The organism is Streptomyces sp. NC-S4, from assembly GCF_054353315.1.
The window spans coordinates 3,584,836-3,608,289 of sequence record NZ_CM135937.1 but is presented as its reverse complement, the minus strand read 5'-3'; the positions used below and the strand labels follow the sequence as shown (position 1 = coordinate 3,608,289).

The 23,454-nt window shown below is 70.2% G+C and carries 21 protein-coding genes, 1 tRNA gene and 1 riboswitch; of the genes, 13 read left to right on the top strand and 9 right to left on the bottom strand.

The genetic code is table 11. The features are described from left to right. The first annotated feature begins 141 nt into the window (after nucleotides 1-141). The 7 genes from ACXNSR_RS15815 to ACXNSR_RS15785 all read left to right on the top strand — a co-directional run bounded on the left by ACXNSR_RS15815 (nucleotide 142) and on the right by ACXNSR_RS15785 (nucleotide 7,489). Entirely contained in the window at nucleotides 142-1,467 is a 1,326-nt protein-coding gene (locus tag ACXNSR_RS15815; RefSeq protein WP_458642649.1) for a cytochrome P450 family protein, read from the top strand. 175 nt (nucleotides 1,468-1,642) lie between these two features. Next, nucleotides 1,643-2,572, top strand: a complete 930-nt coding sequence (locus ACXNSR_RS15810) for a transglycosylase family protein (RefSeq protein ID WP_458643315.1) — start codon at nucleotides 1,643-1,645, stop codon at nucleotides 2,570-2,572. Nucleotides 2,573-2,847: 275 nt separating this feature from the next. Further along, a riboswitch (cyclic di-AMP (ydaO/yuaA leader) is annotated at nucleotides 2,848-3,020 on the top strand. 3 nt (nucleotides 3,021-3,023) lie between these two features. Then, nucleotides 3,024-3,755 (top strand): transglycosylase family protein, encoded by a 732-nt coding sequence (locus ACXNSR_RS15805; RefSeq protein ID WP_458642648.1) that lies wholly within the window; start codon nucleotides 3,024-3,026, stop codon nucleotides 3,753-3,755. Nucleotides 3,756-4,046: 291 nt separating this feature from the next. Further along, on the top strand, nucleotides 4,047-5,327 hold the full coding sequence (gene eno, locus ACXNSR_RS15800) for a phosphopyruvate hydratase (protein ID WP_189735525.1): 1,281 nt from the start codon (nucleotides 4,047-4,049) through the stop codon (nucleotides 5,325-5,327). 97 nt (nucleotides 5,328-5,424) lie between these two features. Continuing rightward, a complete protein-coding gene (locus tag ACXNSR_RS15795; protein WP_458642647.1) occupies nucleotides 5,425-5,913 on the top strand; it encodes an FtsB family cell division protein in 489 nt (162 codons plus the stop codon). A 56-nt stretch (nucleotides 5,914-5,969) separates the two neighbouring features. Further along, nucleotides 5,970-6,521: a DUF501 domain-containing protein gene (locus ACXNSR_RS15790; protein WP_458642646.1), complete on the top strand. Its 552-nt coding sequence runs from the start codon at nucleotides 5,970-5,972 to the stop codon at nucleotides 6,519-6,521. Further along, on the top strand, nucleotides 6,518-7,489 hold the full coding sequence (locus ACXNSR_RS15785; protein ID WP_458642645.1) for a Ppx/GppA phosphatase family protein: 972 nt from the start codon (nucleotides 6,518-6,520) through the stop codon (nucleotides 7,487-7,489). Before ACXNSR_RS15790 ends, ACXNSR_RS15785 begins: the two co-directional genes overlap by 4 nt. Before the next feature lie 59 nt (nucleotides 7,490-7,548). Here ACXNSR_RS15785 and ACXNSR_RS15780 read toward each other — a convergent pair whose 3' ends face one another. Together ACXNSR_RS15780 and ACXNSR_RS15775 are read right to left on the bottom strand one after the other, a co-directional pair. Next, a complete protein-coding gene (locus tag ACXNSR_RS15780) occupies nucleotides 7,549-7,818 on the bottom strand; it encodes a type II toxin-antitoxin system RelE family toxin (protein ID WP_458642644.1) in 270 nt (89 codons plus the stop codon). Beyond that, nucleotides 7,815-8,087, bottom strand: a complete 273-nt coding sequence (locus ACXNSR_RS15775; protein ID WP_458642643.1) for a type II toxin-antitoxin system Phd/YefM family antitoxin — start codon at nucleotides 8,085-8,087, stop codon at nucleotides 7,815-7,817. Before ACXNSR_RS15775 ends, ACXNSR_RS15780 begins: the two co-directional genes overlap by 4 nt. A gap of 488 nt (nucleotides 8,088-8,575) precedes the next feature. Between ACXNSR_RS15775 and ACXNSR_RS15770 the strand changes: the two genes are divergently transcribed. Together ACXNSR_RS15770 and ACXNSR_RS15765 are read left to right on the top strand one after the other, a co-directional pair. Next, the gene (locus ACXNSR_RS15770) at nucleotides 8,576-9,958 is read left to right on the top strand and encodes an NAD(P)/FAD-dependent oxidoreductase (RefSeq protein ID WP_030724662.1); all 1,383 of its coding nucleotides are present in this window, start codon (nucleotides 8,576-8,578) and stop codon (nucleotides 9,956-9,958) included. A 179-nt stretch (nucleotides 9,959-10,137) separates the two neighbouring features. Then, entirely contained in the window at nucleotides 10,138-11,541 is a 1,404-nt protein-coding gene (locus tag ACXNSR_RS15765) for a class I SAM-dependent methyltransferase (RefSeq protein ID WP_458642642.1), read from the top strand. 114 nt (nucleotides 11,542-11,655) lie between these two features. On the opposite strand, the gene ACXNSR_RS15760 is transcribed toward ACXNSR_RS15765, so the two are convergent. Continuing rightward, a complete protein-coding gene (locus ACXNSR_RS15760; protein ID WP_458642641.1) occupies nucleotides 11,656-14,208 on the bottom strand; it encodes an ABC transporter permease in 2,553 nt (850 codons plus the stop codon). A 55-nt stretch (nucleotides 14,209-14,263) separates the two neighbouring features. Then, entirely contained in the window at nucleotides 14,264-15,028 is a 765-nt protein-coding gene (locus ACXNSR_RS15755) for an ABC transporter ATP-binding protein (protein ID WP_458643314.1), read from the bottom strand. Nucleotides 15,029-15,435: 407 nt separating this feature from the next. On the opposite strand from ACXNSR_RS15755, the gene ACXNSR_RS15750 reads away from it, so the two are divergent. Both ACXNSR_RS15750 and ACXNSR_RS15745 read left to right on the top strand, forming a co-directional pair. Continuing rightward, nucleotides 15,436-15,520, top strand: a tRNA-Leu gene (locus ACXNSR_RS15750). A 306-nt stretch (nucleotides 15,521-15,826) separates the two neighbouring features. Further along, entirely contained in the window at nucleotides 15,827-16,675 is an 849-nt protein-coding gene (locus ACXNSR_RS15745) for a Bax inhibitor-1/YccA family protein (protein WP_458642640.1), read from the top strand. A gap of 123 nt (nucleotides 16,676-16,798) precedes the next feature. On the opposite strand, the gene ACXNSR_RS15740 is transcribed toward ACXNSR_RS15745, so the two are convergent. Next, a complete protein-coding gene (locus ACXNSR_RS15740) occupies nucleotides 16,799-17,029 on the bottom strand; it encodes a DUF4287 domain-containing protein (protein ID WP_030010339.1) in 231 nt (76 codons plus the stop codon). A 101-nt stretch (nucleotides 17,030-17,130) separates the two neighbouring features. Between ACXNSR_RS15740 and ACXNSR_RS15735 the strand changes: the two genes are divergently transcribed. Beyond that, a complete protein-coding gene (locus ACXNSR_RS15735; RefSeq protein ID WP_458642639.1) occupies nucleotides 17,131-17,481 on the top strand; it encodes a hypothetical protein in 351 nt (116 codons plus the stop codon). Here the strand turns inward: ACXNSR_RS15735 and ACXNSR_RS15730 are convergent. From ACXNSR_RS15730 to ACXNSR_RS15720, 3 genes are all read right to left on the bottom strand, one after another. Next, on the bottom strand, nucleotides 17,465-18,280 hold the full coding sequence (locus ACXNSR_RS15730) for a hypothetical protein (protein WP_458643313.1): 816 nt from the start codon (nucleotides 18,278-18,280) through the stop codon (nucleotides 17,465-17,467). The genes ACXNSR_RS15735 and ACXNSR_RS15730 overlap by 17 nt on opposite strands. A gap of 397 nt (nucleotides 18,281-18,677) precedes the next feature. Then, nucleotides 18,678-19,898, bottom strand: coding sequence for an acetyl-CoA C-acetyltransferase (locus ACXNSR_RS15725; RefSeq protein WP_458642638.1), 1,221 nt, complete (start codon nucleotides 19,896-19,898; stop codon nucleotides 18,678-18,680). A gap of 196 nt (nucleotides 19,899-20,094) precedes the next feature. After that, nucleotides 20,095-21,093: an SGNH/GDSL hydrolase family protein gene (locus tag ACXNSR_RS15720; RefSeq protein ID WP_458642637.1), complete on the bottom strand. Its 999-nt coding sequence runs from the start codon at nucleotides 21,091-21,093 to the stop codon at nucleotides 20,095-20,097. Nucleotides 21,094-21,221: 128 nt separating this feature from the next. Between ACXNSR_RS15720 and ACXNSR_RS15715 the strand changes: the two genes are divergently transcribed. Further along, on the top strand, nucleotides 21,222-22,604 hold the full coding sequence (locus ACXNSR_RS15715; RefSeq protein WP_376620111.1) for a cystathionine beta-synthase: 1,383 nt from the start codon (nucleotides 21,222-21,224) through the stop codon (nucleotides 22,602-22,604). 385 nt (nucleotides 22,605-22,989) lie between these two features. Here the strand turns inward: ACXNSR_RS15715 and ACXNSR_RS15710 are convergent, their stop codons facing one another. Next, nucleotides 22,990-23,373: a hypothetical protein gene (locus tag ACXNSR_RS15710; RefSeq protein ID WP_458642636.1), complete on the bottom strand. Its 384-nt coding sequence runs from the start codon at nucleotides 23,371-23,373 to the stop codon at nucleotides 22,990-22,992. Nucleotides 23,374-23,454 lie beyond the last annotated feature (81 nt).

Sequence of the window (23,454 nt, the reverse complement as noted above, 5' to 3'; positions counted from 1 at the left end):
CTGCTTTTCAAGATCCTGACATCCACAAAACCGAAAGTAGGAATGCCGGAGAAGTGCACGTCAAGGGATGGCCGATCTACGGACAGCCGCGACCAATCACCCATATCGGATGGGGCTTCGGTGTCGGGATACGGTCATCAGGTGCACGAGCAGACCTCCGGAACCCCCGCCGAAACCCCCGCCGAGCCCCTTGCGGACACGCCCGCCGACGCCTCTTCCGCCGAGGGCCCCACCCTCTTCGACTGGGAGTTCGCGACCGATCCCTACCCGGCGTACGCCTGGCTGCGCGAACACTCCCCCGTGCACCGCACCAAGCTGCCCAGCGGGGTCGAGGCCTGGCTCGTCACCCGGTACGCCGACGCCCGCCAGGCCCTCGCCGACCAGCGGCTCAGCAAGAATCCGGCGCACCACGCGGAGCCCGCGCACGCCAAGGGCAAGACCGGGATCCCGGGGGAGCGCAAGGCCGAGCTGATGACGCACCTGCTCAACATCGACCCGCCGGACCACACCCGGCTGCGGCGGCTGGTGTCGAAGGCCTTCACCCCGCGCAGGGTCGCCGAGTTCGCCCCGCGGGTGCAGGCGCTCACCGACCATCTGATCGACGCCTTCGCGGGCAGGGGTGAGGCCGATCTCATTCATGAGTTCGCCTTCCCGCTCCCCATCTACGCCATCTGCGAGATGCTCGGGGTACCGCGCGAGGACCAGGACGACTTCCGCGACTGGGCCGGCATGATGATCCGCCACGGCGGCGGCCCGCGCGGCGGAGTGGCCAGGTCGGTCAAACAGATGCGGACCTACCTAGGTGAACTCATTCACCGCAAAAGGGATGATCTGGGCGACGATCTGATCTCCGATCTGATCCGGGCGAGCGATCACGGCGACCACCTGACGGAGGGCGAGGCCACCGCCATGGCCTTCATCCTGCTTTTTGCCGGTTTCGAAACCACCGTGAACCTCATCGGCAACGGAGTCCACTCCCTCTTCATGAATCCCGACCAGCGCGAGCGCCTTCAGCTCTCCCTCGCCGCGGGCGAGGAGGACCTGCTGGCCACCGGGGTCGAGGAGCTGCTGCGTTACGACGGTCCGGTGGAGCTGGCGACCTGGCGGTTCGCCACCGAGCCGCTGACCCTCGGAGGCAAGGACGTCGCGGCGGGCGATCCGGTTCTCGTCGTCCTCGCCGCGGCCGACCGGGATCCGGAGCGCTTCGCGGACCCGGACACCCTCGACCTCTCCCGGACCGACAACCAGCACCTCGGATACGGGCACGGCATCCACTACTGCCTGGGCGCTCCGCTGGCCCGGCTCGAAGGACAGACCGCGCTCGCGACTTTGCTGACGCGTCTGCCCGATATGGAACTTGCCGTTCCACCCCAAGACCTGCGCTGGCGAGGGGGGTTGATCATGCGCGGGCTGCGTACCCTTCCCGTCCGATTCGCGGCTCAAAACAGTTGCGCGAAAGTTGATTAAAAGTCAGGTTCAGCTTGAACTTGTGACAATCGTTCGAAGGCCGCTAGGTTCTGCCGTTACCCCGCTGTTATGCGAAAGGTGATCCCTCATGCTCTCCGGGAACGGCCGTCACAGACGCCCCCGCCAGGTCCCCGCGCTGGTCGTCACAGCCGGAGTCACTGGCTCTGCGCTGGCCATGCCGCTGTTGGCCGCCACAAGCGCCACCGCCGCCGACACGTCCACATGGGACAAGGTCGCCGAGTGCGAGAGCGGTGGCTCGTGGAGCGCGAACTTCGGCAGCGGCGCCTACGGCGGACTCCAGTTCACCCAGGAGGAGTGGCAGAGCGCCGGCGGTCTCGACTTCGCCGAGCGCCCCGACCTGGCGAGCCGTTCCCAGCAGATAGCCGTGGCCGAGCGGGTGCTGGGCTCGACGGGACCACAGGCCTGGCCGCTCTGCGCGGCCTCGGCCGGTCTGGTCAAGGAGAGCCCCGCCGCGCAGGTCGACCCCGGCCTGCCCGGCAGCCACGCCCCGGTCGCCCCCGCGCCGTCCCGCCCGGACGACGCCGTCCCGTCCACCGGGGGCGGCAAGCCGTCCACGGACTACGGGTCCCCGACCCCGGCCCCGGCGCCGAGCCCGTCCAGCACCCCGTTCCTGATTCCCGACGCGCCGTCCATCGGACTGCCCGTCATGCCCGCGCCGGACGTCCCGACGACGCCGCCGGTCCAGCCGGGTGGTCCGACCGGTACGCCGACCCCCGTCGCCCCGACGGCGCCGACGACGCCGGTGGACCCGACCGCGCCCACCACCTCGCCCAGTACGCCGGGACTGCCCCCGGTCGACCCCACGGCCCCCGTGACCCCCGAGACTCCGCAGACCACCTCGACCACTCCTGTCGAGGGCAGCGGCAAGCACCGCGGTGCGCCGGAGACCGAGCCGACGGCCCCGTCCGGTGCCGCGTCCGACCCCACCTACACGGTCCAGGCGGGCGACAGCCTGGCGACCATCGCGGTTGCCAAGGGCGTAAAGGGGGGCTGGAACGGGCTCTACCAGGCCAATGAGCAAGTGATCGGCGAGGACGCCGACCTCATCAAGCCCGGTCAGAACCTGGATCTAACCCCGCAATAAGGACAGTTGAGTTATCCGGAAAGACTCGAATGTCGGATTTCTGTAAGTGAGACATGTGTCTCTTCCGGTCAACTGGCGTGTCCCGCCCCGGGGCTTGCGCAAACCCCGTCCTCACCTGCGCAAATGTCCCCGAGGAGGGCGCAAGTAGGGCCGTTTCTCCCCGATGTTCCTCGTTGAACATCGGGGAGAGACCTGTCTACCTTCTGAATCGCTCGCCACCGCGAGCTCCTTCGACCGCATCGCCGAATCCTGCCGGCGGACGGAGGGAACAGTCGTCGCGTCAAGCGCCGAAGGCAGGAGCGGGGGAACCAAGGTAGGTGCCGGGAGCGGCCGTTGAGAGACGGTCACGCCACCGGCTAGGGGTTAAGACGTGCGCTAGGTCGCACGGCCGGGCAACTCACTCGCCCGAACCCGACAGCTCACCTCGTAGGCGTCGGTGAGGAGAAACTCCATGCTGCTTTCCGGCAAGGGCAAGCACCGTCGCGGTACTGCAATCGAGCGGTCTGTCCGGATCGTCACGCTCGCCGGTGTCGCCGGTGTGGCCGTGGCCGCCCCCCTGATGGCCGCAGGCACCGCCAGCGCCGCCACCACGTCCGAGTGGGACAAGGTCGCGCAGTGCGAGTCGGGTGGCAACTGGGCCATCAACACGGGCAACGGCTACTACGGCGGTCTGCAGTTCTCGCCCTCCACGTGGGCCGGGTTCGGTGGCAAGTCGTACGCCCCGCAGGCCAACCAGGCCTCCAAGTCGCAGCAGATAGCCATCGCCGAGAAGGTCCTCAAGAGCCAGGGCAAGGGCGCCTGGCCGTCCTGCGGCAAGGGCCTGTCGAACTCCGCCTACACCGGTGGCGGCTCCGAGACCCCGGCTTCGTCGAAGCCGCAGTCCAAGCCGCAGCCGAAGGCCGAGACGAAGAAGACCGAGACCAAGAAGGTCGAGACCAAGGCCGCGCCGAAGAAGGAGACCAAGCGCGCCGAGGCTCCGACCACCCGCTCCGAGCGCGCCGAGGCCCCGGTCGCGCCGAAGACCGGCAACGGCTCGTACGAGGTCAAGCCGGGCGACACCCTGGGCACCATCGCCGAGGCCAACGGCGTCAAGGGCGGCTGGCAGCAGCTCTTCGAGCTGAACAAGGACATCGTCTCGGACGCCGACCTGATCTTCCCGGGTCAGAAGCTGAAGCTCAGCTGAACACCGCGGCAAAGCCGCGGAAACATGTACACGGCGTCAGCTGACCCCGTGCAGGATTTCCACCGCCCGGCGCGTGTCCCACGCGCCGGGCGGTGCTGCGTGTGGCCTCCGAGTGGCGATGATCAAGCTGAATATGTCCCAGAAGAGGGGTATTCGGTCGGTTTTTCGTCCCAGGGTCCGGGCGGTCGGGCGGCCCAGTGCCCGGAGCCGGTTAGGCTCTAGGCGGCAAGGCCATCCCACGGCCTGACACGCCACCGCACACTCAGCGTCACATCCCAGAAGGAGATGCTCGTGCCGTCCATCGACGTCGTCGTAGCCCGGGAAATCCTGGACTCCCGAGGCAACCCCACGGTCGAGGTCGAGGTGGGCCTCGACGATGGCAGCACCGGCCGTGCTGCAGTTCCGTCCGGCGCCTCCACCGGTGCATTCGAGGCCATCGAGCTCCGTGACGGTGACCCCAACCGTTACTTCGGCAAGGGTGTCGAGAAGGCCGTCCTCGCCGTCATCGAGCAGATCGGCCCGGAGCTCGTCGGCTACGACGCCACCGAGCAGCGTCTGATCGACCAGGCCATGTTCGACCTGGACGCCACCGACAACAAGGGCTCGCTCGGCGCCAACGCCATCCTCGGCGTGTCCCTGGCCGTCGCGCACGCCGCGTCCGAGGCCTCGGACCTCCCGCTCTTCCGCTACCTCGGCGGTCCGAACGCGCACCTGCTGCCCGTTCCGATGATGAACATCCTCAACGGTGGGTCGCACGCCGACTCCAACGTGGACATCCAGGAGTTCATGATCGCCCCCATCGGCGCGGAGTCCTTCTCCGAGGCGCTGCGTTGGGGTGCCGAGGTCTACCACACCCTCAAGAAGGTCCTGCACACCAAGGGCCTCTCCACCGGCCTGGGCGACGAGGGCGGCTTCGCCCCGAACCTGGAGTCCAACCGCGCCGCGCTCGACCTCATCATCGAGGCCATCAAGCAGGCCGGCTACACCCCGGGCAAGGACATCGCGCTCGCGCTCGACGTCGCCGCGTCCGAGTTCTACAAGGACGGCCAGTACGAGTTCGAGGGCAAGTCCCGCTCGGCCGCCGAGATGACCGACTACTACGCCGAGCTCGTCGAGGCGTACCCGCTGGTCTCCATCGAGGACCCGCTGTTCGAGGACGACTGGGACGGCTGGAAGACCATCACCGACCGCCTCGGCGCCAAGGTCCAGATCGTCGGTGACGACCTGTTCGTCACGAACCCGGAGCGTCTGGCCCGCGGTATCGAGGAGGGCTCCGCGAACGCCCTGCTCGTGAAGGTGAACCAGATCGGTTCGCTGACCGAGACCCTGGACGCCGTCGAGATGGCCCAGCGCAACGGCTTCAAGTGCATGATGTCCCACCGCTCCGGTGAGACCGAGGACGTCACCATCGCCGACCTCGCCGTCGCCGTGAACTGCGGTCAGATCAAGACCGGCGCCCCGGCCCGCTCGGACCGCGTCGCCAAGTACAACCAGCTGCTGCGCATCGAGGAGATCCTCGACGACGCCGCGGTGTACGCGGGCCGCAGCGCCTTCCCGCGCTTCAAGGGCTAATCACCCCCCTGAGGGGCTGGCCTCCGTACGTCCCCGCACTCGGTCCCGTACCGTGTGCGGGGACGTATTGCGTAGTGCGTACCTAGGGGAGGCGGACATGGCCGGGAACCGGGATCGGTTCTCCACCTTCTCCACCGCGACGAGGCTCAAGCAGCTCGGCGAGCGGACCGCCGCCCACGTCTACCGGTCGCAGTCGCGGCGCCAGGTCCGCCGCAGCCGGCTCACCGGCCGCGCCGCGCTCCTGGTGCTCGTCCTCTGTACGCTGGTCGTCGCCCTCGCGTATCCGATGCGCCAGTACGTCTCCCAGCGCTCGGAGATCGCGAAGCAGCAGCGGGCCGCCGCGGCCGCGCGGGACCGCCTGGAGCGGCTCCGCGACGAGAAGGCCCGCTGGCAGGACGACGCCTACGCGGAGCAGCAGGCGCGCAAGCACCTGCACTTCCTGCGCCCGGGGGAGATCGGCTACATCATGAGCGACCCCGGGGCCCAGCCCTCGCAGCCGCACCGGACCGGCCACGCCGGCTCCGACCGCCCCTGGTACTCGAACGTCTGGGACGGGGTCGACAAGGCCGACCGTCCCGGCGAGTGATCCGTACCGCCGTACCGCAGCACCCATCCACGAGAACGAAGAGACTTCCTCCAGGCATGCAGACGCCCCCGCCCCAGACCGACCGGACCGAGCCGACCGACGCGGACATCGAGGCGTTCGAGCAGCAGCTCGGCCGCCCGCCGCGCGGGCTGCGCGCCATCGCGCACCGCTGCCCGTGCGGGCAGCCGGACGTGGTGGAGACCGCCCCGCGGCTCCCCGACGGCACCCCCTTCCCGACGCTGTACTACCTGACGTGCCCGCGCGCGGCCTCCGCGATCGGCACGCTGGAGGCCAACGGCGTGATGAAGGAGATGCAGGCCCGGCTCGCCGAGGACAAGGAACTGGCCGCCGCCTACCAGGCCGCCCACGAGGACTACATCCAGCGGCGCGACGCCATCGAGGTGCTCCAGGGCTTCCCGAGCGCCGGCGGCATGCCGGACCGGGTGAAGTGCCTGCACGTGCTGGTCGGCCACTCCCTGGCCGCCGGCCCGGGGGTGAACCCGTTCGGTGACGAGGCCCTGGCGATGCTGCCGGAGTGGTGGGCCAAGGGTGCCTGCGTCGTCCCGTGCGGGGAGAAGAAGGCGGACGACGAGGAGTCGCGGGCGTGACCCGGGTCGCCGCCGTCGACTGCGGTACGAACTCCATCCGGCTGCTGGTGGCCGACTGCGACCCGGCCACCGGCGAGCTGGTCGAGCTGGACCGCCGGATGACGATCGTCCGGCTCGGCCAGGGCGTGGACAAGACCGGGCGCCTGGCCCCGGAGGCGCTGGAGCGCACCTTCGCCGCCTGCCGCGAGTACGCGGGAGTGATCAAGGAGTTCGGCGCGGAGCGGGTGCGCTTCGTGGCGACCTCCGCCTCCCGGGACGCCGAGAACCGGGCGGACTTCGTCCGGGGCGTCCTGGACATCCTGGGGGTCGAGCCCGAGGTGATCTCCGGTGACCAGGAGGCGGAGTTCTCCTTCACCGGCGCCACCAAGGAGCTGACGGCCCACGACCACCTGGAGCGGCCGTTCCTGGTGGTGGACATCGGCGGCGGCTCGACCGAGTTCGTGGTCGGCGAGGAGCACGTACGGGCCGCGCGGTCCGTGGACATCGGCTGCGTCCGGATGACCGAGCGGCACCTGGTGGTGGACGGGGTCGTCACCGACCCGCCGACCGCGGAGCAGGTCGCCGCGATCCGCGCCGACATCGAGGCGGCGCTGGACCTGGCCGCCGAGACCGTCCCGCTGGCCGAGGCGCGCACGCTGGTGGGCCTGGCCGGCTCGGTGACCACGGTCGCCGGGATCGCGCTGGAGCTGCCGGAGTACACCTCGTCCGCGATCCACCACTCCCGGATCTCCTGCGAGCAGGTGCGGGAGATCAGCGAGCGGATGCTCACGACGACGCACGCCGAGCGCGCGGCGATCCCCGTGATGCATCCGGGCCGGGTGGACGTGATCGGCGCCGGCGCGCTCGTACTGCTGGCGATCATGGAGCGCATCGGCGCTTCCGAGGTTGTCGTGTCGGAGCACGACATCCTCGATGGAATCGCTTTCGCGACGGCGGAAGCGGTGGAGACGGCGAAGCACAGGCCCTGACCTGCGGGCAGAGCGGGCTGCGGCGTTCCGGCGAATCGGCCGGAGCGCCGTGGCCGGGTTCAGATGTTGCGGTAGACGTCGCGGCGGTCGCCGACCTTGACGACGAGGACGACGAGCTCGCCGTCCAGCACCTGGTAGGCGATCCGGTAGCTGCCGACGCGGAGCCGGTACAGCCCCGACGGCCCGGTCAGCTTCTTGACGTCTGCGTCCTCGCGGTAGGGGTCGTCCCCGAGCGCGGTCAGCGCGGCGAGAATGCGCATGGCCGCCGGCCGGTCGATCGCCCGCAGCTGCCGCTGCGCCGCCGCGGTGAAACGGAACGCGTACTTCACGCCGCGCCTTCACCTCGTTCGGCGAACAGGTCGGCGAGCAGCTCGGCCATCGTCACCGTCGGGCCGCCCTCGGCCAGAACGGCCTCGGCCTCGCGGGCGAGGAGTTCGTCGGCCGCTTCTTCCAGGGCGTTGAAGTCGGCGATGGGAACAAGGGCGGCGACCGGGGCACCGTTGCGCGTGATGACGGTCGGGGAGCCCTGTTCGGCACGGTTGATGTGGTCGGCGAGGTGGGCCCGGGCTTCACGCACGGTCACGGCGTTCTCACTCATGCCATCAGTGTACGCCAGGGCGTGTACACGCGTCGGGTGGCCACGCGAGTGCAGGTTCAGGGGGAATGCTGGATGGAATCGCTTGGTCCATCGCCTGAACGACCTTCGAAGCAGGTTGTGAGGGGCTCTTGGGCCCGTGATCCACACCAACTTCGTGAAGTTCTTCACAAGGAAAAAGGGTCTGTTGGCTCGACGGAAGGGCCCTTTGGGGGCTTCCGGAGGCCCTCAGGCCCTTTTTCGCGTGCGTTCGTGCGATCGGCGGAGGCGACGGGATCCGCGTCAGAGGTATGGACGAACCCCTGTGGTCCAGTCCGCTTTCGGCCTTGGAGGCCAGTTCAGGACGGGTGAACAACGACTCCGGACGCCCTTGGGTTCCCGTCGCGCACCATGACCTCCGTCACGTGGGCGGCGGAGTGTAGCAGAGGGTCTCTCAGTCCTTGTGAAGGGGCTCACGAGCGACACCCCATTGGGTGCTGGATACTCGTTCCATGAGCACCACGGAGCGTCCCAGGATCCTCGTTGTAGGAGGTGGGTACGTAGGCCTGTACGCAGCCAAGCGCATCATGAAGAAGATGCGCTACGGCGAGGCGACCGTCACGGTCGTCGACCCGCGCTCGTACATGACCTACCAGCCCTTCCTCCCTGAAGTGGCCGCAGGCAGCATCTCGCCTCGGCACGTCGTCGTCCCGCTGCGACGCGTGCTGCCCAAGGCAGAGGTTCTCACCGGCCGGGTCACCAGCATCGACCAGGACCGCAAGGTCGCCGTCGTCACGCCGCTCGTCGGCGAGGCGTACGAGCTGCCCTTCGACTACCTGGTGATCGCGCTCGGCGCCGTCTCCCGCACCTTCCCGATCCCCGGCCTCGCCGAACAGGGCATCGGCATGAAGGGCGTCGAAGAGGGCATCGGCCTGCGCAACCACGTCCTCGAGCAGCTCGACAAGGCCGAGTCCACGACGGACGAGAACGTCCGCCGCAAGGCCCTCACCTTCGTCTTCGTCGGCGGCGGCTTCGCCGGTGCGGAGACCATCGGTGAGGTCGAGGACATGGCCCGGGACGCCGCGAAGTACTACTCCACGATCAAGCGCGAGGACATGCGCTTCATCCTGGTCGACGCGGCCGACAAGATCCTTCCCGAGGTCGGGCCCAAGCTCGGCACCTGGGGCAAGGAGCACCTCGAGTCCCGCGGCATCGAGATCTACCTCAGCACCTCCATGGACTCCTGCGTGGACGGCCACGTGGTGCTGAAGAACGGCCTCGAGGTCGACTCCAACACCATCGTGTGGACCGCCGGCGTCAAGCCGAACCCGGCCCTGGCCCGCTACGGCCTGCCGCTGGGCCCCCGCGGCCACGTCGACACCGCCCCGACCCTCCAGGTCCAGGGCACCGACTACATCTGGGCCGCGGGCGACAACGCCCAGGTCCCGGACGTCGCCGCCCGCAAGGCCGGTGTCGAGAACGCCTGGTGCCCGCCGAACGCCCAGCACGCGCTGCGTCAGGCCAAGGTCCTCGGCGACAACGTCATCTCGGGCATGCGGGGCTTCCCGCAGGCCGAGTACTCGCACTCCAACAAGGGTGCGGTGGCGGGTCTCGGCCTCCACAAGGGCGTCGCGATGATCGTCATGGGCAAGACGAAGATCAAGCTCAAGGGCCGGCTGGCCTGGTACATGCACCGTGGCTACCACGGCATGGCCATGCCGACCTGGAACCGCAAGATCCGCGTCTTCGCCGACTGGACCCTCGCGATGTTCCTCAAGCGCGAGGTCGTCTCCCTCGGTGCGCTGGAGACCCCCCGCGAGGAGTTCTACGAGGCCGCCAAGCCGGCGCCGGCCCCGGCCGCCGCCGCTGCTCCGGCCGCGAAGGCCAAGGCCTGACCGGAGCGACCGGTGTGACCGGCAGGCGCTGAGCCGCACCTGCCCCACCCGCTCCACCCCGTACGACCTGTACGACCCCGAAGGGGCCGCCCGCCATCCGTGGTGCGGGCGGCCCCTTCGGCGTACCCGGGGCCCGGGATGGGTAGACGGAGGGGTCGGAGCTTTTGTGGAGGTGCGCCATGACCGACGCCGCGCCGCGGCTCGCCGTTGTTGCCGAGACCCTGCTGGGTGCCCCGCTGCCGGTACGCGTGCGGGCCTGGGACGGCAGCGAGGCCGGCCCGCCCGACGGGCCCGTGCTCGTCATCCACGACCGCCGCGCCGTGCGCCGGATGCTGTGGAGGCCCGGCGAGCTGGGGCTGGCCAGGGCCTGGGTGGCGGGCGAACTGACGGTCGAGGGCAACCTGTTCGATCTGCTGGACCGGGTGGCGGGCCTGCTGTGGGAACGCGAGCCGGACCTGTCGCCTGTCGGCCCCGCGCTCTCCGCGGCCCCGGCCGCTCCCGGACCGCTCGCGGCCCTCGGGAACATCGCGCGCCGTGCCGGGCTCCCCGCGCTGCGCGACCTGCCGGGGGCGAGGTGGCGCGACGCCGCCCACCGGGCCGCCGCGCGCGAGCTGATCGCCCTCGCCGGACCGCTGCCGCCGCCCGCGCCCCCTGCCGAGGAGGCGGCCTCCAGGCGGGGCGGAACCCGCCACAGCAAGGGCCGCGACCGCCGGGCCGTCAGTCACCACTACGACGTCGGCAACGACTTCTACGAACGGGTCCTGGGCCCGTCCATGGTGTACTCCTGCGCCTACTGGAGCCCCGGTTCCAACCTGGACCGGGCCCAGCACGACAAGCTCGACCTGGTCTGCCGCAAGCTCGCCCTGCGGCCCGGGGACCGGCTGCTCGACGTCGGCTGCGGCTGGGGCTCCATGGCGCTGCACGCCGCCCGGGAGTACGGCGTCCGGGTCACCGGCGTCACGCTCTCCCGCGAGCAGGCCGTGTACGCCCGTAAACGGGTCGCGGACGAGGGACTGACCGAGCAGGTGGACATCCGGATCCAGGACTACCGGGACGTCAAGGACGGACCGTACGAGGCCATTTCCTCCATCGGGATGGCCGAACACGTCGGGGCCGACCGCTACCGCGACTACGCCCGGACCCTGTACGCCCTGCTGCGTCCCGGCGGGCGGCTGCTGAACCACCAGATCGCCCGTCCGCCGGAGCCGGACGAGGAGGCGTACCGGATCGACGAGTTCATCGACGCCTACGTCTTCCCCGACGGCGAGCTCTCCCCGCTCGGCACCACCGTCGGGGAACTCGAGCGGGCCGGCTTCGAGGTCCGCGACGTGGAGGCACTGCGCGAGCACTACGGGCTGACCCTGCGGGCCTGGGTGGCCCGGCTGGAGGAGCACTGGGCGGAGGCGGTCCGGCTGACCTCGCCGGGGCGGGCCCGGGTCTGGCAGCTCTACATGGCGGCCTGCGCGCTCGGCTTCGAGCGGGGCCGACTGGGCGTCAACCAGGTGCTGGCGGTGCGTCCCACGGTCGCCGGGGACTCCCGGCTGCCGCTGCGGCTGCGCACATGGGACGCAGAAACGGTCTAGCAGGGCGCCGGGCAAGAGGCACGGAAACGGGAACGGGGAACGGGAACGGGGAACGGAAACGGGAAGGGCCCCGGGGCGACATGCCCCGGGGCCCTTCCGCTGTCCCTGCCGCTGCTACTCCGTCTTGATGGCGGTGAGCATGTTCAGGCGGGCGGCGCTGCGGGCCGGCCACATGGCGGCCAGGACACCGACCACGGCGGCCAGCAGGAGGAAGATGCCGATCCGGTCCCACGGGAGGATCAGTTCGTAGTTCGGCATGGACTTCGCGATCGTGCTGCCGACCGCCCAGGCGAGGAAGACACCGATGGCGACGCCCAGGACGGCCCCGAAGAGCGAGATCGCCACGGCCTCCAGGCGGATCATGTTCTTGACCCGGCCACGGTCGAGGCCGATCGCCCGCAGCATGCCGATCTCCTGGGTCCGCTCGAAGACGGACATCGCCAGGGTGTTGACCACACCGAGCACCGAGATGATCAGCGCCATGCCGAGCAGGCCGTACATGATGTTCAGCATCAGGTTGATCTGGCCGCCCATCTCGTTGCGCATGTCCTGCCGGGTGGCGACGTTGATGGCCGGGTTCTTGCCCAGGGCGTCGACGACCTTCTGCTGGCCGGCCTTGCCCGCCCCGCCCTCGACGTTGACGTACACCTCGGCGACGGCGCTCTCCTCGCTGTGCTGGGAGAGGATCTTGTCGTCGAGGACGTACGGGGAGAGCAGGCCCTCCATGTCCTTGTAGACCGCGCCGACCTTGAGGGTGCCGTCCTGGCCGTCCTCGTACTTCACCTTGATGGTGGAGCCGGGGCCGAGGTTCGCCTTCTTGGCGGTCTTCTCGGCGACCAGGACCTCGCCCTTGCCGAGGGAGTCCACCGAGCCGCTGACGGTCTCGATGTTCAGCAGCTGGCCGATGGCGGCCGGGTTGACGCCGGAGGCGGCCCGGAAGTCGTCGTTGACCATGAAGTAGCCGGCCGTCTGCGGGGAGACGGCCTTGATGCCGGGGGTCTTGGCCAGGGTCTCGGCCACCGACTTGTCGAGGTAGCCCCTGTTGTCGGCCATGGAGACCTTGTAGTCGGCCTTGAGCTTCTCGGTGCTCATCCGGTCGACGACCTTGCCGACGGTGATGCCGAGCACCGACAGGGTGGTGACCAGGGTCAGGCCGATCGCCAGGGAGGCGGCGGTGACGGCGGTGCGGCGCGGGTTGCGGACGGCGTTCTGGGCGGCCAGCTTGCCGGCGACGCCGAACACCTTCTGCAGCAGCGGGCGGATGGCCCCGATGACCGGCTTGGAGAGCAGCGGCAGCAGCACGATCATGCCGATGAGCATGAAGAACGCGCCCGCGCCGATGGTCATGCGGCCGGGGTTGCCGCCGTTGGACACGCCGAGCAGGACCAGGCCGATGCCGAGGGCGCTGATGATCGAACCGATGATGTTGCGGACGAGCAGGGACTTCGCGGTGGCCGGCAGGTGGGCGCTGCCCATGGCGGCGACCGGGGCGATCCGGCCGGTGCGCCAGGCCGGCAGCACCGCGGCGATCGTCGTGACCAGGACGCCGATGACGAGCGCCGCGACGATGGTGCCCGGGGCGATCACGAGGCCGCCGCCCGGGAGCTTGGCGCCGAAGGAAGCGATCACGGACCGGATGCCGATCGCCAGGCCGATACCGCTGATCAGACCGATGATGGCGGACAGCACGCCGACGACCAGGGCCTCGGCGAGCACCGAGCGCATGACCTGACCGCGGTTGGCGCCGACGGCGCGCAGCAGGGCCAGCTCCTTGGTGCGCTGGGTGACCAGCATGGTGAAGGTGTTGTAGATCAGGAAGATGCCGACGAAGAGCGAGATGCCGGCGAAGACGAGCAGCATGGTGCTGACCTGGCTGAGGCCCTTCTCGATGTCCTTGGACTGCTTCGCGGCGAGCGCGGCGCCCGTCTGCGCCTCGGTGTGCTTGCTGTCGACCAGCGGCTTGACGTCGGCGAGGAGCTTGTCGGCGGAGGTGCCGTCCTTGGCCGCGACCGACATCTCCTGGAAGTAGCCGGGCTTGAGGAAGAGCTCCTGGGCGACCTTGGTCTCGAAGAGCACCAGGCTGCCGCCGGCCTGGACGCCGCCGTCCTCGGTGGTGAAGACACCGGCGAGGGAGTACTCCTTGACCGGGCCGTTGGTGGCGACGCGGACCTTGTCCCCGACCTGGTACTTGCCCGTGTCCGCGGTCGCCTTGTCGAGCGCGACCTCGTCGGCCTTGGCCGGGCCCGCGCCCTGGACGAAGGTGTAGCGCGGGTCCTTGCCGTCCTTGACGGGCGTGTAGTTGGCACCCTGGTTGGACCAGCCGGCGCCGATCAGCTTGCCGTGCTCGTCGCCGACACCGGCGAAACCGGTGACGCGTCCGGAGACGGTCGCGACGCCCGGGAGCGCCTTGACCTTGTCGAGGGTGGCCTGGCTCAGGCCGGGCTCGCCCTCCTTCTCGCCCTGGTCGTTGCGGCCCTGGCCGTACGAGGTGACGGAGACGGCGACGCCCGCGTAGTCCTTGGCGGACTGGCCGGAGAGGGACTTCTTGAGGGTGTCGGTGAAGACGAGGGTGCCGGAGACGAAGGCGACGCCGAGGGTGACGGCGAGCACCGTCATCAGCAGCCGGGCCTTGTGCGCGAGGACGTTGCGCAGGGCTGTACGGAACATGGGATTCGAGTCCTGGGGCTGGAAGTCTGGAGGAGGGCTGCGGGGGTGGCCCGGATCAGCTCGTACGGCCCTTGGCGTCGAAGGCCTTCATCCGGTCGAGCACGCTGTCGGCGGTCGGGTTGAGCATCTCGTGGACGATCTCGCCGTCGGCGAGGAAGATGACGCGGTCCGCGTAGGAGGCGGCGACGGCGTCGTGGGTGACCATCACCACGGTCTGGCCGAGCTCGCGCACCGAGTTGCGCAGGAAGCCGAGGACCTCGGCGCCGGAGCGGGAGTCGAGGTTTCCGGTGGGCTCGTCACCGAAGATGATCTCGGGGCGGGAGGCCAGGGCGCGGGCCACGGCCACGCGCTGCTGCTGGCCGCCGGAGAGCTGGGTGGGGCGGTGGGAGAGGCGGCCCGAGAGGCCGACCATGCTGATCACCGAGTCCAGCCACTGCTTGTCGGGCTTGCGGCCGGCGATGTCCATGGGGAGCGTGATGTTCTCCAGGGCCGTCAGGGTCGGCAGCAGGTTGAAGGCCTGGAAGATGAAGCCGATCTTGTCCCGGCGGAGCTGGGTGAGCTGCTTGTCCTTGAGGCTGCTCAGCTCGGTGTCGCCGATGCGGACGGAACCCTCGGAGAAGGTGTCGAGGCCGGCGACGCAGTGCATCAGCGTGGACTTGCCGGAGCCCGAGGGGCCCATGATCGCGGTGAACTGGCCCTGCGCGAAGTCCACGGTGACCTTGTTGAGCGCGACCACCTGGGTCTCGCCCTGGCCGTACACCTTCGAGAGGCCGGTGGCGCGGGCGGCCACGGCCTGGGCGGTGTGCGGGGCGTAGTTCATGGTGGTCACGGGACGGCTCCTCGGTCTGCTGTGCGGGGACGTCTCCATCCTCACCGCGGGCACCCCCGCCCCGGATCAGCCGCCGTGCCTGTTCCTCGGCCCACTGGAGTCTGACGGCGGGCGGGCCCGTGTCCTCCTCTGGTATGACAGGACCCTGATCAGCGGGGGACGACCGGGGTGGCGGGGAGGGTGGCGCGGGGGGTGGCGAGGGCCATCGAAATCCCGTCATTCCCGTACAGGGGATGATCGACGTCCAGGGCGGGCCGACCGTGCGTTCTCGGGTCTGACGAACCCTCAAGCGCCAATAAAATCAGACAACATCGGAAAGTTCGCAGGTTGGCAGGGGGAGCGATCCGGATAGGCTCGGCTCAGCGTTCAAGGCTTTTTCACGGGGGCCGCCACGCCTTGCCCGGATGGTGGAATGCAGACACGGCGAGCTTAAACCTCGCTGGCCTTCGGGCCGTGCCGGTTCAAGTCCGGCTCCGGGCACCATCAATGGCACGGTGTCCGGCCCGCAGGACCGGCCGAGGTCCTTCCCGACGACGTCAACCGGGCGGACGCCCGTCGCCCGCCGGGCCGGGTGAAGCACGGGAACCGGGCCGCGGCCGGGCGCGTGCCCCCGGCGACCGGACCCGGGGTCTCCGGTCCGGGCCGGTCCGGCCGTCGGTCATACCGTCCCTTTATTCACTGCGCTCCGTCGCGGCCTCTCCTAAGATCCTCCTCCAGCAGTAGGGTGCTTTTTTTGCGAGCGCATTACTCTTGTTGCAAGGCCGCGCTCGGTGGCCATGGAGGAGTGAGATGAGGAGCAGTAACCCGGTCTTCTCGCGACGGGGGTTCAGCCGCGACAACGGTGGCTACGCGGGCTTTGACGCGCAGCCGCAGCAGGCCGGGACCAACCCGTACGCGACCAACCCGTACGCCGCCGACCCGGCCACCGGCATGCCGCAGGCCCCGGCCCGCGCCAACGTGATGACCATGGACGACGTCGTGAGCCGTACGGCCATGACGCTCGGCACGCTCATCGTGACGGCGACCCTCGCCTGGGTGGCGCTGCCGGTCGACCCCGACAACCTCGGCATGTCGTACGGCATCGCCATCGGCGCGGCCCTCGTCGCGTTCGTCCTGGCGATGGTGCAGTCCTTCAAGAGCAAGCCCGTCCCGGCCCTGATCATGGCGTACGCGGCGTTCGAGGGTGTCTTCCTCGGCGTCATCAGCGCGGCCGTCAGCACGTACCTCGGCCCCGGCGTGGTCATGCAGGCCGTGATGGGCACGATGTGCGTCTTCGCCGCCGTGCTCTTCGCGTACAAGATGCGCTGGATCCGCGTCACCCGCCGCTTCTACGGCTTCGTGATGGCGGCGACGCTGGGCTTCATCCTGCTCATGCTCGTGAACTCGCTGTTCGCGGTCTTCGGCGGCGGTGACGGCCTCGGCTTCCGCAGCGGCGGCCTCGGCCTGCTGTTCGGCGCCATCGGTGTCATCCTCGGCGCCTGCTTCCTCGCCCTCGACTTCAAGCAGGTCGAGGACGGCATCGCCTACGGTGCCCCGCGCGAGGAGGCCTGGCTGGCGGCCTTCGCCCTCACCATGACCCTGGTGTGGATCTACGTCGAGATGCTGCGCATCTTCTCGATCCTCTCGGGCGACGACTAGCAGGACCCGCGGGCCGGCCACCGGCCCGCGTGCACGGCATGGGGAAGGCCCCGCGAGCACACCGCTCGCGGGGCCTTCCCGCATCCAGGGTGCGGGAACGGTCGGACATCGGGGGAGGGGGGCTCAGCCGAACCGGCGTGCGGCTCTGCGCAGGTCGTACTCGTGGATGATCGCCTTGGCCTGGCCGTACGACAGCTCGTGCGCGCCGCGGAGCCAGCTGACCTTCTCCTCGAACCGGACGAGCGAGGGGCCGTCGTCCACGGTGCGGAGCCAGTCGGAGACTTCACGACCGGTGGTCTGGGGGATTCTGTCGATCATGTTGCGGTGTGTCTGCTCGGAGAACTCTACGGACATGGGCGCCTCCGGAGGTATCGCCGTGCTGTTCTCTTCACGCCACCGTGCCGGAGAGTTCGCCCGTTGGCAATGGTGCCCGGGCGGCGCGTAAGGTCGGCCGGGTGCTTGATACTTCGCCCCTGACCGCCGTCGTGGACCGTTTCGCCGACCGGCTGCGGGCCGCACCGCAGAGCCGCCTGCAGCAGGGCGCCGCCGCCGCGGCACTGGACCTGGCCCGCGAACTCTCCGTACGGGCCCAGCGGATCGAGACGCCCGGTCAGGAGCCGAAGGAGGTGCCGGACGTCGGCCTCTTCGTCGTCGGCGACCAGGTGGCGGTGACCGGGCTGGACCTCGCCGAAGCACTGCGCGGCGCGGCCCCGGCCTCGGCCCCGGACGGCGCGAAGGCCCCGTCCGAGGTGCTGGACGAGGCCGTGCGGCTGGTGGAGCAGGCGGAGATCAGAGCGATGCGATGACGCGGTCCGCGAGGATGTAGACGTTGCTGTCGGGGTCCTCGGCGTCACCGCAGGAGAAGGTCAGCGCGTAGGCGCCGGAGATGCCCGAGCCGCCCAGCAGGACCGGCGCGGTGCCCGAGCGCAGGGCCTCGGCGAGGCGCTCCGCGGTCTCCCGGTGCCCCGGGGTCATGCACAGCGTCGTGCCGTCGGTGAAGACGTACACGTCGAGCGTGCCGAGCGGGCCCGGACGGACGTCCGCGAGGGCCGTACGGGCCTCTGCGAGCTCCTCCAGGCGGTTCACGGTGCGCTCGTGGTCGGCGCCGGGGTGCGCGGCCTGGACCGGTACGAAGTCGGGGTGCGAGGGGTGGCGCCGGCGCGCGGCGGCCAGCTCGGCCGAATCCTCGGGATATCCGGGGAGCTCGTCGAGGATCTCCTCGCCGAGCACGGGCTCCAGCCCCACCAGGTCGGCCTGCCGGGGCAGGAAGACCGGGCTGTCCTCGCCGAGCCCGGGCAGGCCGCCCAGCAGCGAGGGGGCGTCGGCGGCGTCACGGGCCTCCTGCGCGGCCCAGAAGGCCCGCGCCTCGGCGAGCTCGCGCTCGCGCTCCTCGGCGAGGGCCTCGGCCACAGCGGCTCGTATCTCCGCGGCGGGGGACTCCACGGCGCTGCGGGCGTGCGGGACGGTCGCACCGCGGGGGTGGACCGGCACCGAAAGCTCAGTGCGCAGGGCGGCGACCTGCTTGCGCAGACCATGGACGGCGTGCAGCGCAGCAGCGCCCACGGCCGTGGCAGCGGCCGTGGTCAGCAGCAGGGCAAGAGACATGGCGCTCACTGACTAACTCCTGAGGTGATTCGATCCCCCGACTTCCTACATCAGAGTGTCCCGACCTGGGAATGGCGTGCAGTGCATTACGTCACGAAATGGACAGGGCTTTGGTCACACAGGTCGCATCTGTACCAGCCTTGACCTGCGTAAACATTGATCCCCCAGGAGATAGGTCACATCCTGGGGGAAATTTGGTCACAGGTCGGCTGCGACCGGGTTAGATCCGGTGTCAGTACGCCGCAAGGGATCCGGCCGGATCCCTTGCGGCGTCTGGGTCGAGCTCTTGATCGAATTAGCTCATACGCTCGATCTCGTGGTCGCGCTGAGCTTCGCCACCGCTGCGGGCAGGTGCCGTTCTTCGTGCCTCAGAACGACCCCTACCCTCCGCTACGGCTCAGCTCAGCCGCTCGATGACCATGGCCATGCCCTGGCCGCCGCCCACGCACATGGTCTCGAGACCGAACTGCTTGTCGTGGAACTGCAGGCTGTTGATCAGAGTGCCGGTGATGCGCGCGCCGGTCATCCCGAAGGGGTGACCGACGGCGATGGCTCCGCCGTTGACGTTCAGCTTGTCGAGGGGGATCTCCAGGTCCCGGTACGACGGGATGACCTGGGCCGCGAAGGCCTCGTTGATCTCGAAGAGGTCGATGTCGCCGACGGTCAGGCCGGCCCGCTTCAGGGCCTGCTTCGACGCCTCGACCGGGCCCAGGCCCATGATCTCGGGGGAGAGGCCGGTGACACCGGTGGAGACGATCCGGGCCAGCGGGGTCAGGCCCAGCTCCCGGGCCTTGGTGTCGCTCATGATGACCAGCGCGGCGGCGCCGTCGTTCAGCGGGCAGCAGTTGCCGGCCGTGACCAGGCCGTCGGGGCGGAAGACGGGCTTGAGGCCCTGCACGCCCTCCAGGGTCACGCCCGCGCGCGGGCCGTCGTCCGTGGAGACGACCGTGCCGTCCGGGGTGGTGATCGGGGTGATCTCGCGGGCCCAGAAGCCGTTCTTGATGGCTTCCTCGGCCAGGTTCTGGGAGCGGACGCCGAACTCGTCCATGTCCTGGCGGGTCACGCCCTTGAGGCGGGCCAGGTTCTCGGCGGTCTGGCCCATCGAGATGTACGCGTCGGGGACGAGGCCGTCCTCGCGCGGGTCGTGCCAGTCGGAGCCGGTCGACTCGGCGACGGCGGCCGTACGGGCCTCCGCGTCGCCGAAGAGCGGGTTGTGGGTGTCGGGCCAGGAGTCCGAGTTGCCCTTCGCGAACCGCGACACCGTCTCCACGCCCGCGGAGATGAACACGTCGCCCTCGCCCGCCTTGATGGCGTGCAGGGCCATCCGGGAGGTCTGCAGCGAGGAGGAGCAGTAGCGGGTGATGGTGGTGCCGGGCAGGAAGTCCATGCCCATCTGCACGGCCACGATGCGGGCCAGGTTGTTGCCCTGCTCACCGCCGGGCAGGCCGCAGCCGAGCATCAGGTCGTCGATCTCGCGCGGGTCCAGGCCGGGGACCTTGGCCAGGGCGGCCTGGATGATCGTCGCGGTCAGGTCGTCCGGCCGCACGTCCTTGAGGGACCCCTTGAAGGCGCGCCCGATGGGGGAGCGGGCGGTGGAAACGATGACTGCTTCGGGCATCGGGACTCCAAGGGTGTGTTGCGGCTCTGAGCGGGACCGCAAGCGAAGTTACCGCCCCGTACGGTCCAGGTCACCGGCCGGGGCGTGTGACACGGGCCGCACTCGCCCGCGGCATCGGGCCGTGGGCGCCGGACGCGACGACGGTCAGGGCGTCGCGGCGGGCCGTCCGAACCCGCACGGACCACCCGGCCGGGGCCTACGGCACCACCGGCTGGGCCGGGTCCGTGGCCGGCACCCGCCGCCTCCGGCGGTGCTTGAGCAGCACCCAGGGGCCGCGGGCGGCCGTGACCTCCGTGCCCGCCTGGCCCGCCGCGGCCGACGCGGCCTTCGCCACCGGCAGCATGTCCTCGTCCCGGGACACGTCCAGCCGGTCCGACTCCGGCCACAGGCCCAGTGTCGCGCACAGCGTCGGCAGCACGGCCATGGCGGCGGTCGCGTACCCCTCGGCCGAGGGGTGGTAGGAGTCCGGGCCGAACATCTCGCGCGGGTTCGCGGCGAACTCCGGGCCCAGCAGGTCCCCCATGGAGACCGTACGGGCACCCAGCGCGACCACTCCTATGGTCTGCGCGGCCGCCAGCTGGCGCGAGACCCGGCGCGCCAGCCAGCGCAGCGGCTGGTAGACCGGCTCGATCGTGCCCAGGTCGGGGCAGGTGCCCACGACGACCTCGGAACCGGCCATGCGCAGCCTGCGCACGGCCGCGGTGAGCAGCCGCACCGACTGCGTCGGCGGCATCCGGCGGGTCACGTCGTTCGCCCCGATCATGATCACGCAGACGTCCGGGGGCGGCCCGGGGCCGTCCAGCAGCAGGCCGACCTGCCGGTCCAGGTCGTCCGACATGGCCCCCGAAAGGGCTACGTTGCGCAGCTCCACGGGCCGCTCCGCCACCGCCGCCAGCCCGGAGGCCATCAGGGCCGCGGGAGTCTGCCGGGCCCGCCGTACGCCCAGTCCCGCGGCCGTGGAATCACCCAGCATGCCCAGGTGCAGCGGGCCCGGGCTCTGCTCCGGCCCGCCGAATTCGCTCCCGTACAGCCCGTCGGCCCGCGGTGGCTCCGGCAGCCCCGAGCCCACCGCCCGCCTGGCGAACTGCATCTCGGCCACCACCAGCCCGACCGCGGCGGCCCCGACCAGTCCGAGTCCGCCTCCGCCGTACGCTGCCCCCGCCGCGATCCGGCGGGCTGTTCTCGCCCTGGACATCCTTCAGGCCACCTCCTCGGTCCTCATTGATCCCTACCTGCCCCGTACGGACGGTCGGCCAATCCCTTTCCGCATACTCTGGCCAGACCTCCCGGAGAACCCGTGGAGTCCCCTCCTTGGAGAACATGGTGCAATTCCACGACTCGATGATCAGCCTCGTCGGCAACACCCCGCTGGTGAAGCTCAACCGTGTGACCGAAGGCCTGCAGGCCACCGTCCTTGCGAAGGTCGAGTACTTCAATCCCGGTGGATCCGTGAAGGACCGGATCGCCGTACGGATGATCGAGGCCGCCGAGCAGAGCGGAGCCCTCAAGCCCGGCGGCACCATCGTGGAGCCGACCAGCGGCAACACGGGGGTAGGACTCGCCATCGTGGCCCAGCAGAAGGGCTACAAGTGCATCTTCGTCTGCCCTGACAAGGTGTCCATGGACAAGATCAACGTGATGCGCGCGTACGGCGCCGAGGTCGTGGTCTGCCCGACCGCCGTCGACCCCGAGCACCCGGACTCGTACTACAACGTGTCCGACCGCCTCGCGCGTGAGCCCGGCGCCTGGAAGCCCGACCAGTACAGCAACCCGAACAACCCCCGTTCGCACTACGAGACCACCGGCCCCGAGCTGTGGGACCAGACGGACGGGAAGATCACCCACTTCGTCGCGGGCGTCGGCACGGGCGGCACGATCTCCGGCACCGGCAACTACCTCAAGGAGGTCAGCGGCGGGAAAGTCAAGGTCATCGGCGCCGACCCCGAGGGCTCGGTCTACTCCGGCGGCTCCGGCCGTCCGTACCTCGTCGAGGGCGTCGGCGAGGACTTCTGGCCGACCGCCTACGACCCCAACGTCACCGACGAGATCATCGCGGTGTCCGACAAGGACTCCTTCCAGATGACCCGCCGCCTCGCCAAGGAGGAGGGCCTGCTCGTCGGCGGCTCCTGCGGCATGGCGGTCGTCGCGGCGCTGAAGGCCGCCGAGGGCCTCGGCCCGGACGACGTGGTCGTCGTCCTGCTGCCGGACAGCGGCCGCGGCTACCTCAGCAAGATCTTCAGCGACGAGTGGATGGCGGGACACGGCTTCCTGGAGGAGGCCGGACCCGCCGCGCGCATCGGTGACGTGCTGAACGACAAGGAGGGCGGCATCCCCTCCCTCGTCCACATGCACCCCGAGGAGACCGTCGGCGAGGCCATCGAGGTCCTGCGCGAGTACGGCGTCTCCCAGATGCCGATCGTCAAGCCGGGCGCCGGTCACCCGGACGTGATGGCCGCCGAGGTCATCGGCTCCGTCGTCGAGAAGGAGCTCCTGGCGGCGCTGTTCGCCCAGCGGGCCTCCCTGACGGACCCGCTGGAGAAGCACATGAGCTCCCCGCTGCCGCAGGTCGGCTCCGGTGAGCCGGTGTCCGAGCTGATGTCGGTGCTCGGCGAGGCCGACGCGGCGATCGTGCTGGTCGAGGGCAAGCCCACCGGTGTGGTGAGCCGTCAGGACCTGCTGGCCTTCCTGGCCAAGTCCGCGAAGTAGCCCGCGGCGCGCCCGGGGGCGGGGCGCGGGCCCACGGCCCGCCTCCCGCCCCGGGCACCCGGCGGATGGCGCGGCCTTCGCGCAAACGGTACGGGCATGACACGTGACGGCAGCACCGGCTTAACACGGCTCCGGCACAGTGGTGGTTGTCGGCAGGGAGGTCCGGGAGACCGGAACCCGGCCGGCACCACGGAACGGCGTGTGCGTGCCTCCGGAGCGGCTCCCGGACAGCGCGTGCGCCACGGACGCGGACGGCCCTGACCCGGCCGTGTCCATCGCGGGGACCGCCGTCGTCCCGCCCCTCGGGCGACCGAGGGTGCGGCGGTCCCCGCGCAAGCTTTTCCGGGGCTCCGTTCGCCTCCGCGGTGGCGGCGGCGGCCCGGGGTCAGTCCCCGGGGTCCTGCGTACCGCGCCGGAGGCGATGGGCATGGATGAAGTTCACGCCCGCGATCCCCGCCCAGGCGACGATCAGCCCCGGCAGCCGCGCCTGCGTGGCGGCGATCGCCGACAGCGGGATCGCCAGGACCAGGGTGATGATCGCGAATCCGAAGCGTTCGCCGAAGTTCCCGTCCCCCGGTGCGGTGGCGGGCGCTCGGCCGCCACCGCGGGCCGCGGACAGGCGTTCCTCCGCGAGCCGGCGCCGGACCTGCGTGTCGACCTTCTCGACGAACGAGTCCACGAGCGCGGCCTCGTACTCCGGACCCAGCTCGCGCCGGGCGTCCATCGTCGCGTCGAATTCCTTCTTCAGCTCTTGGGCGTGGGCGTCCATGCCCCCACCGTAGGAACCCCGGCCCGCCCCGGCACGGGGGCTAGCCCCCGTATCCGGATCGCGGGCACGGCTTGCCCCGCT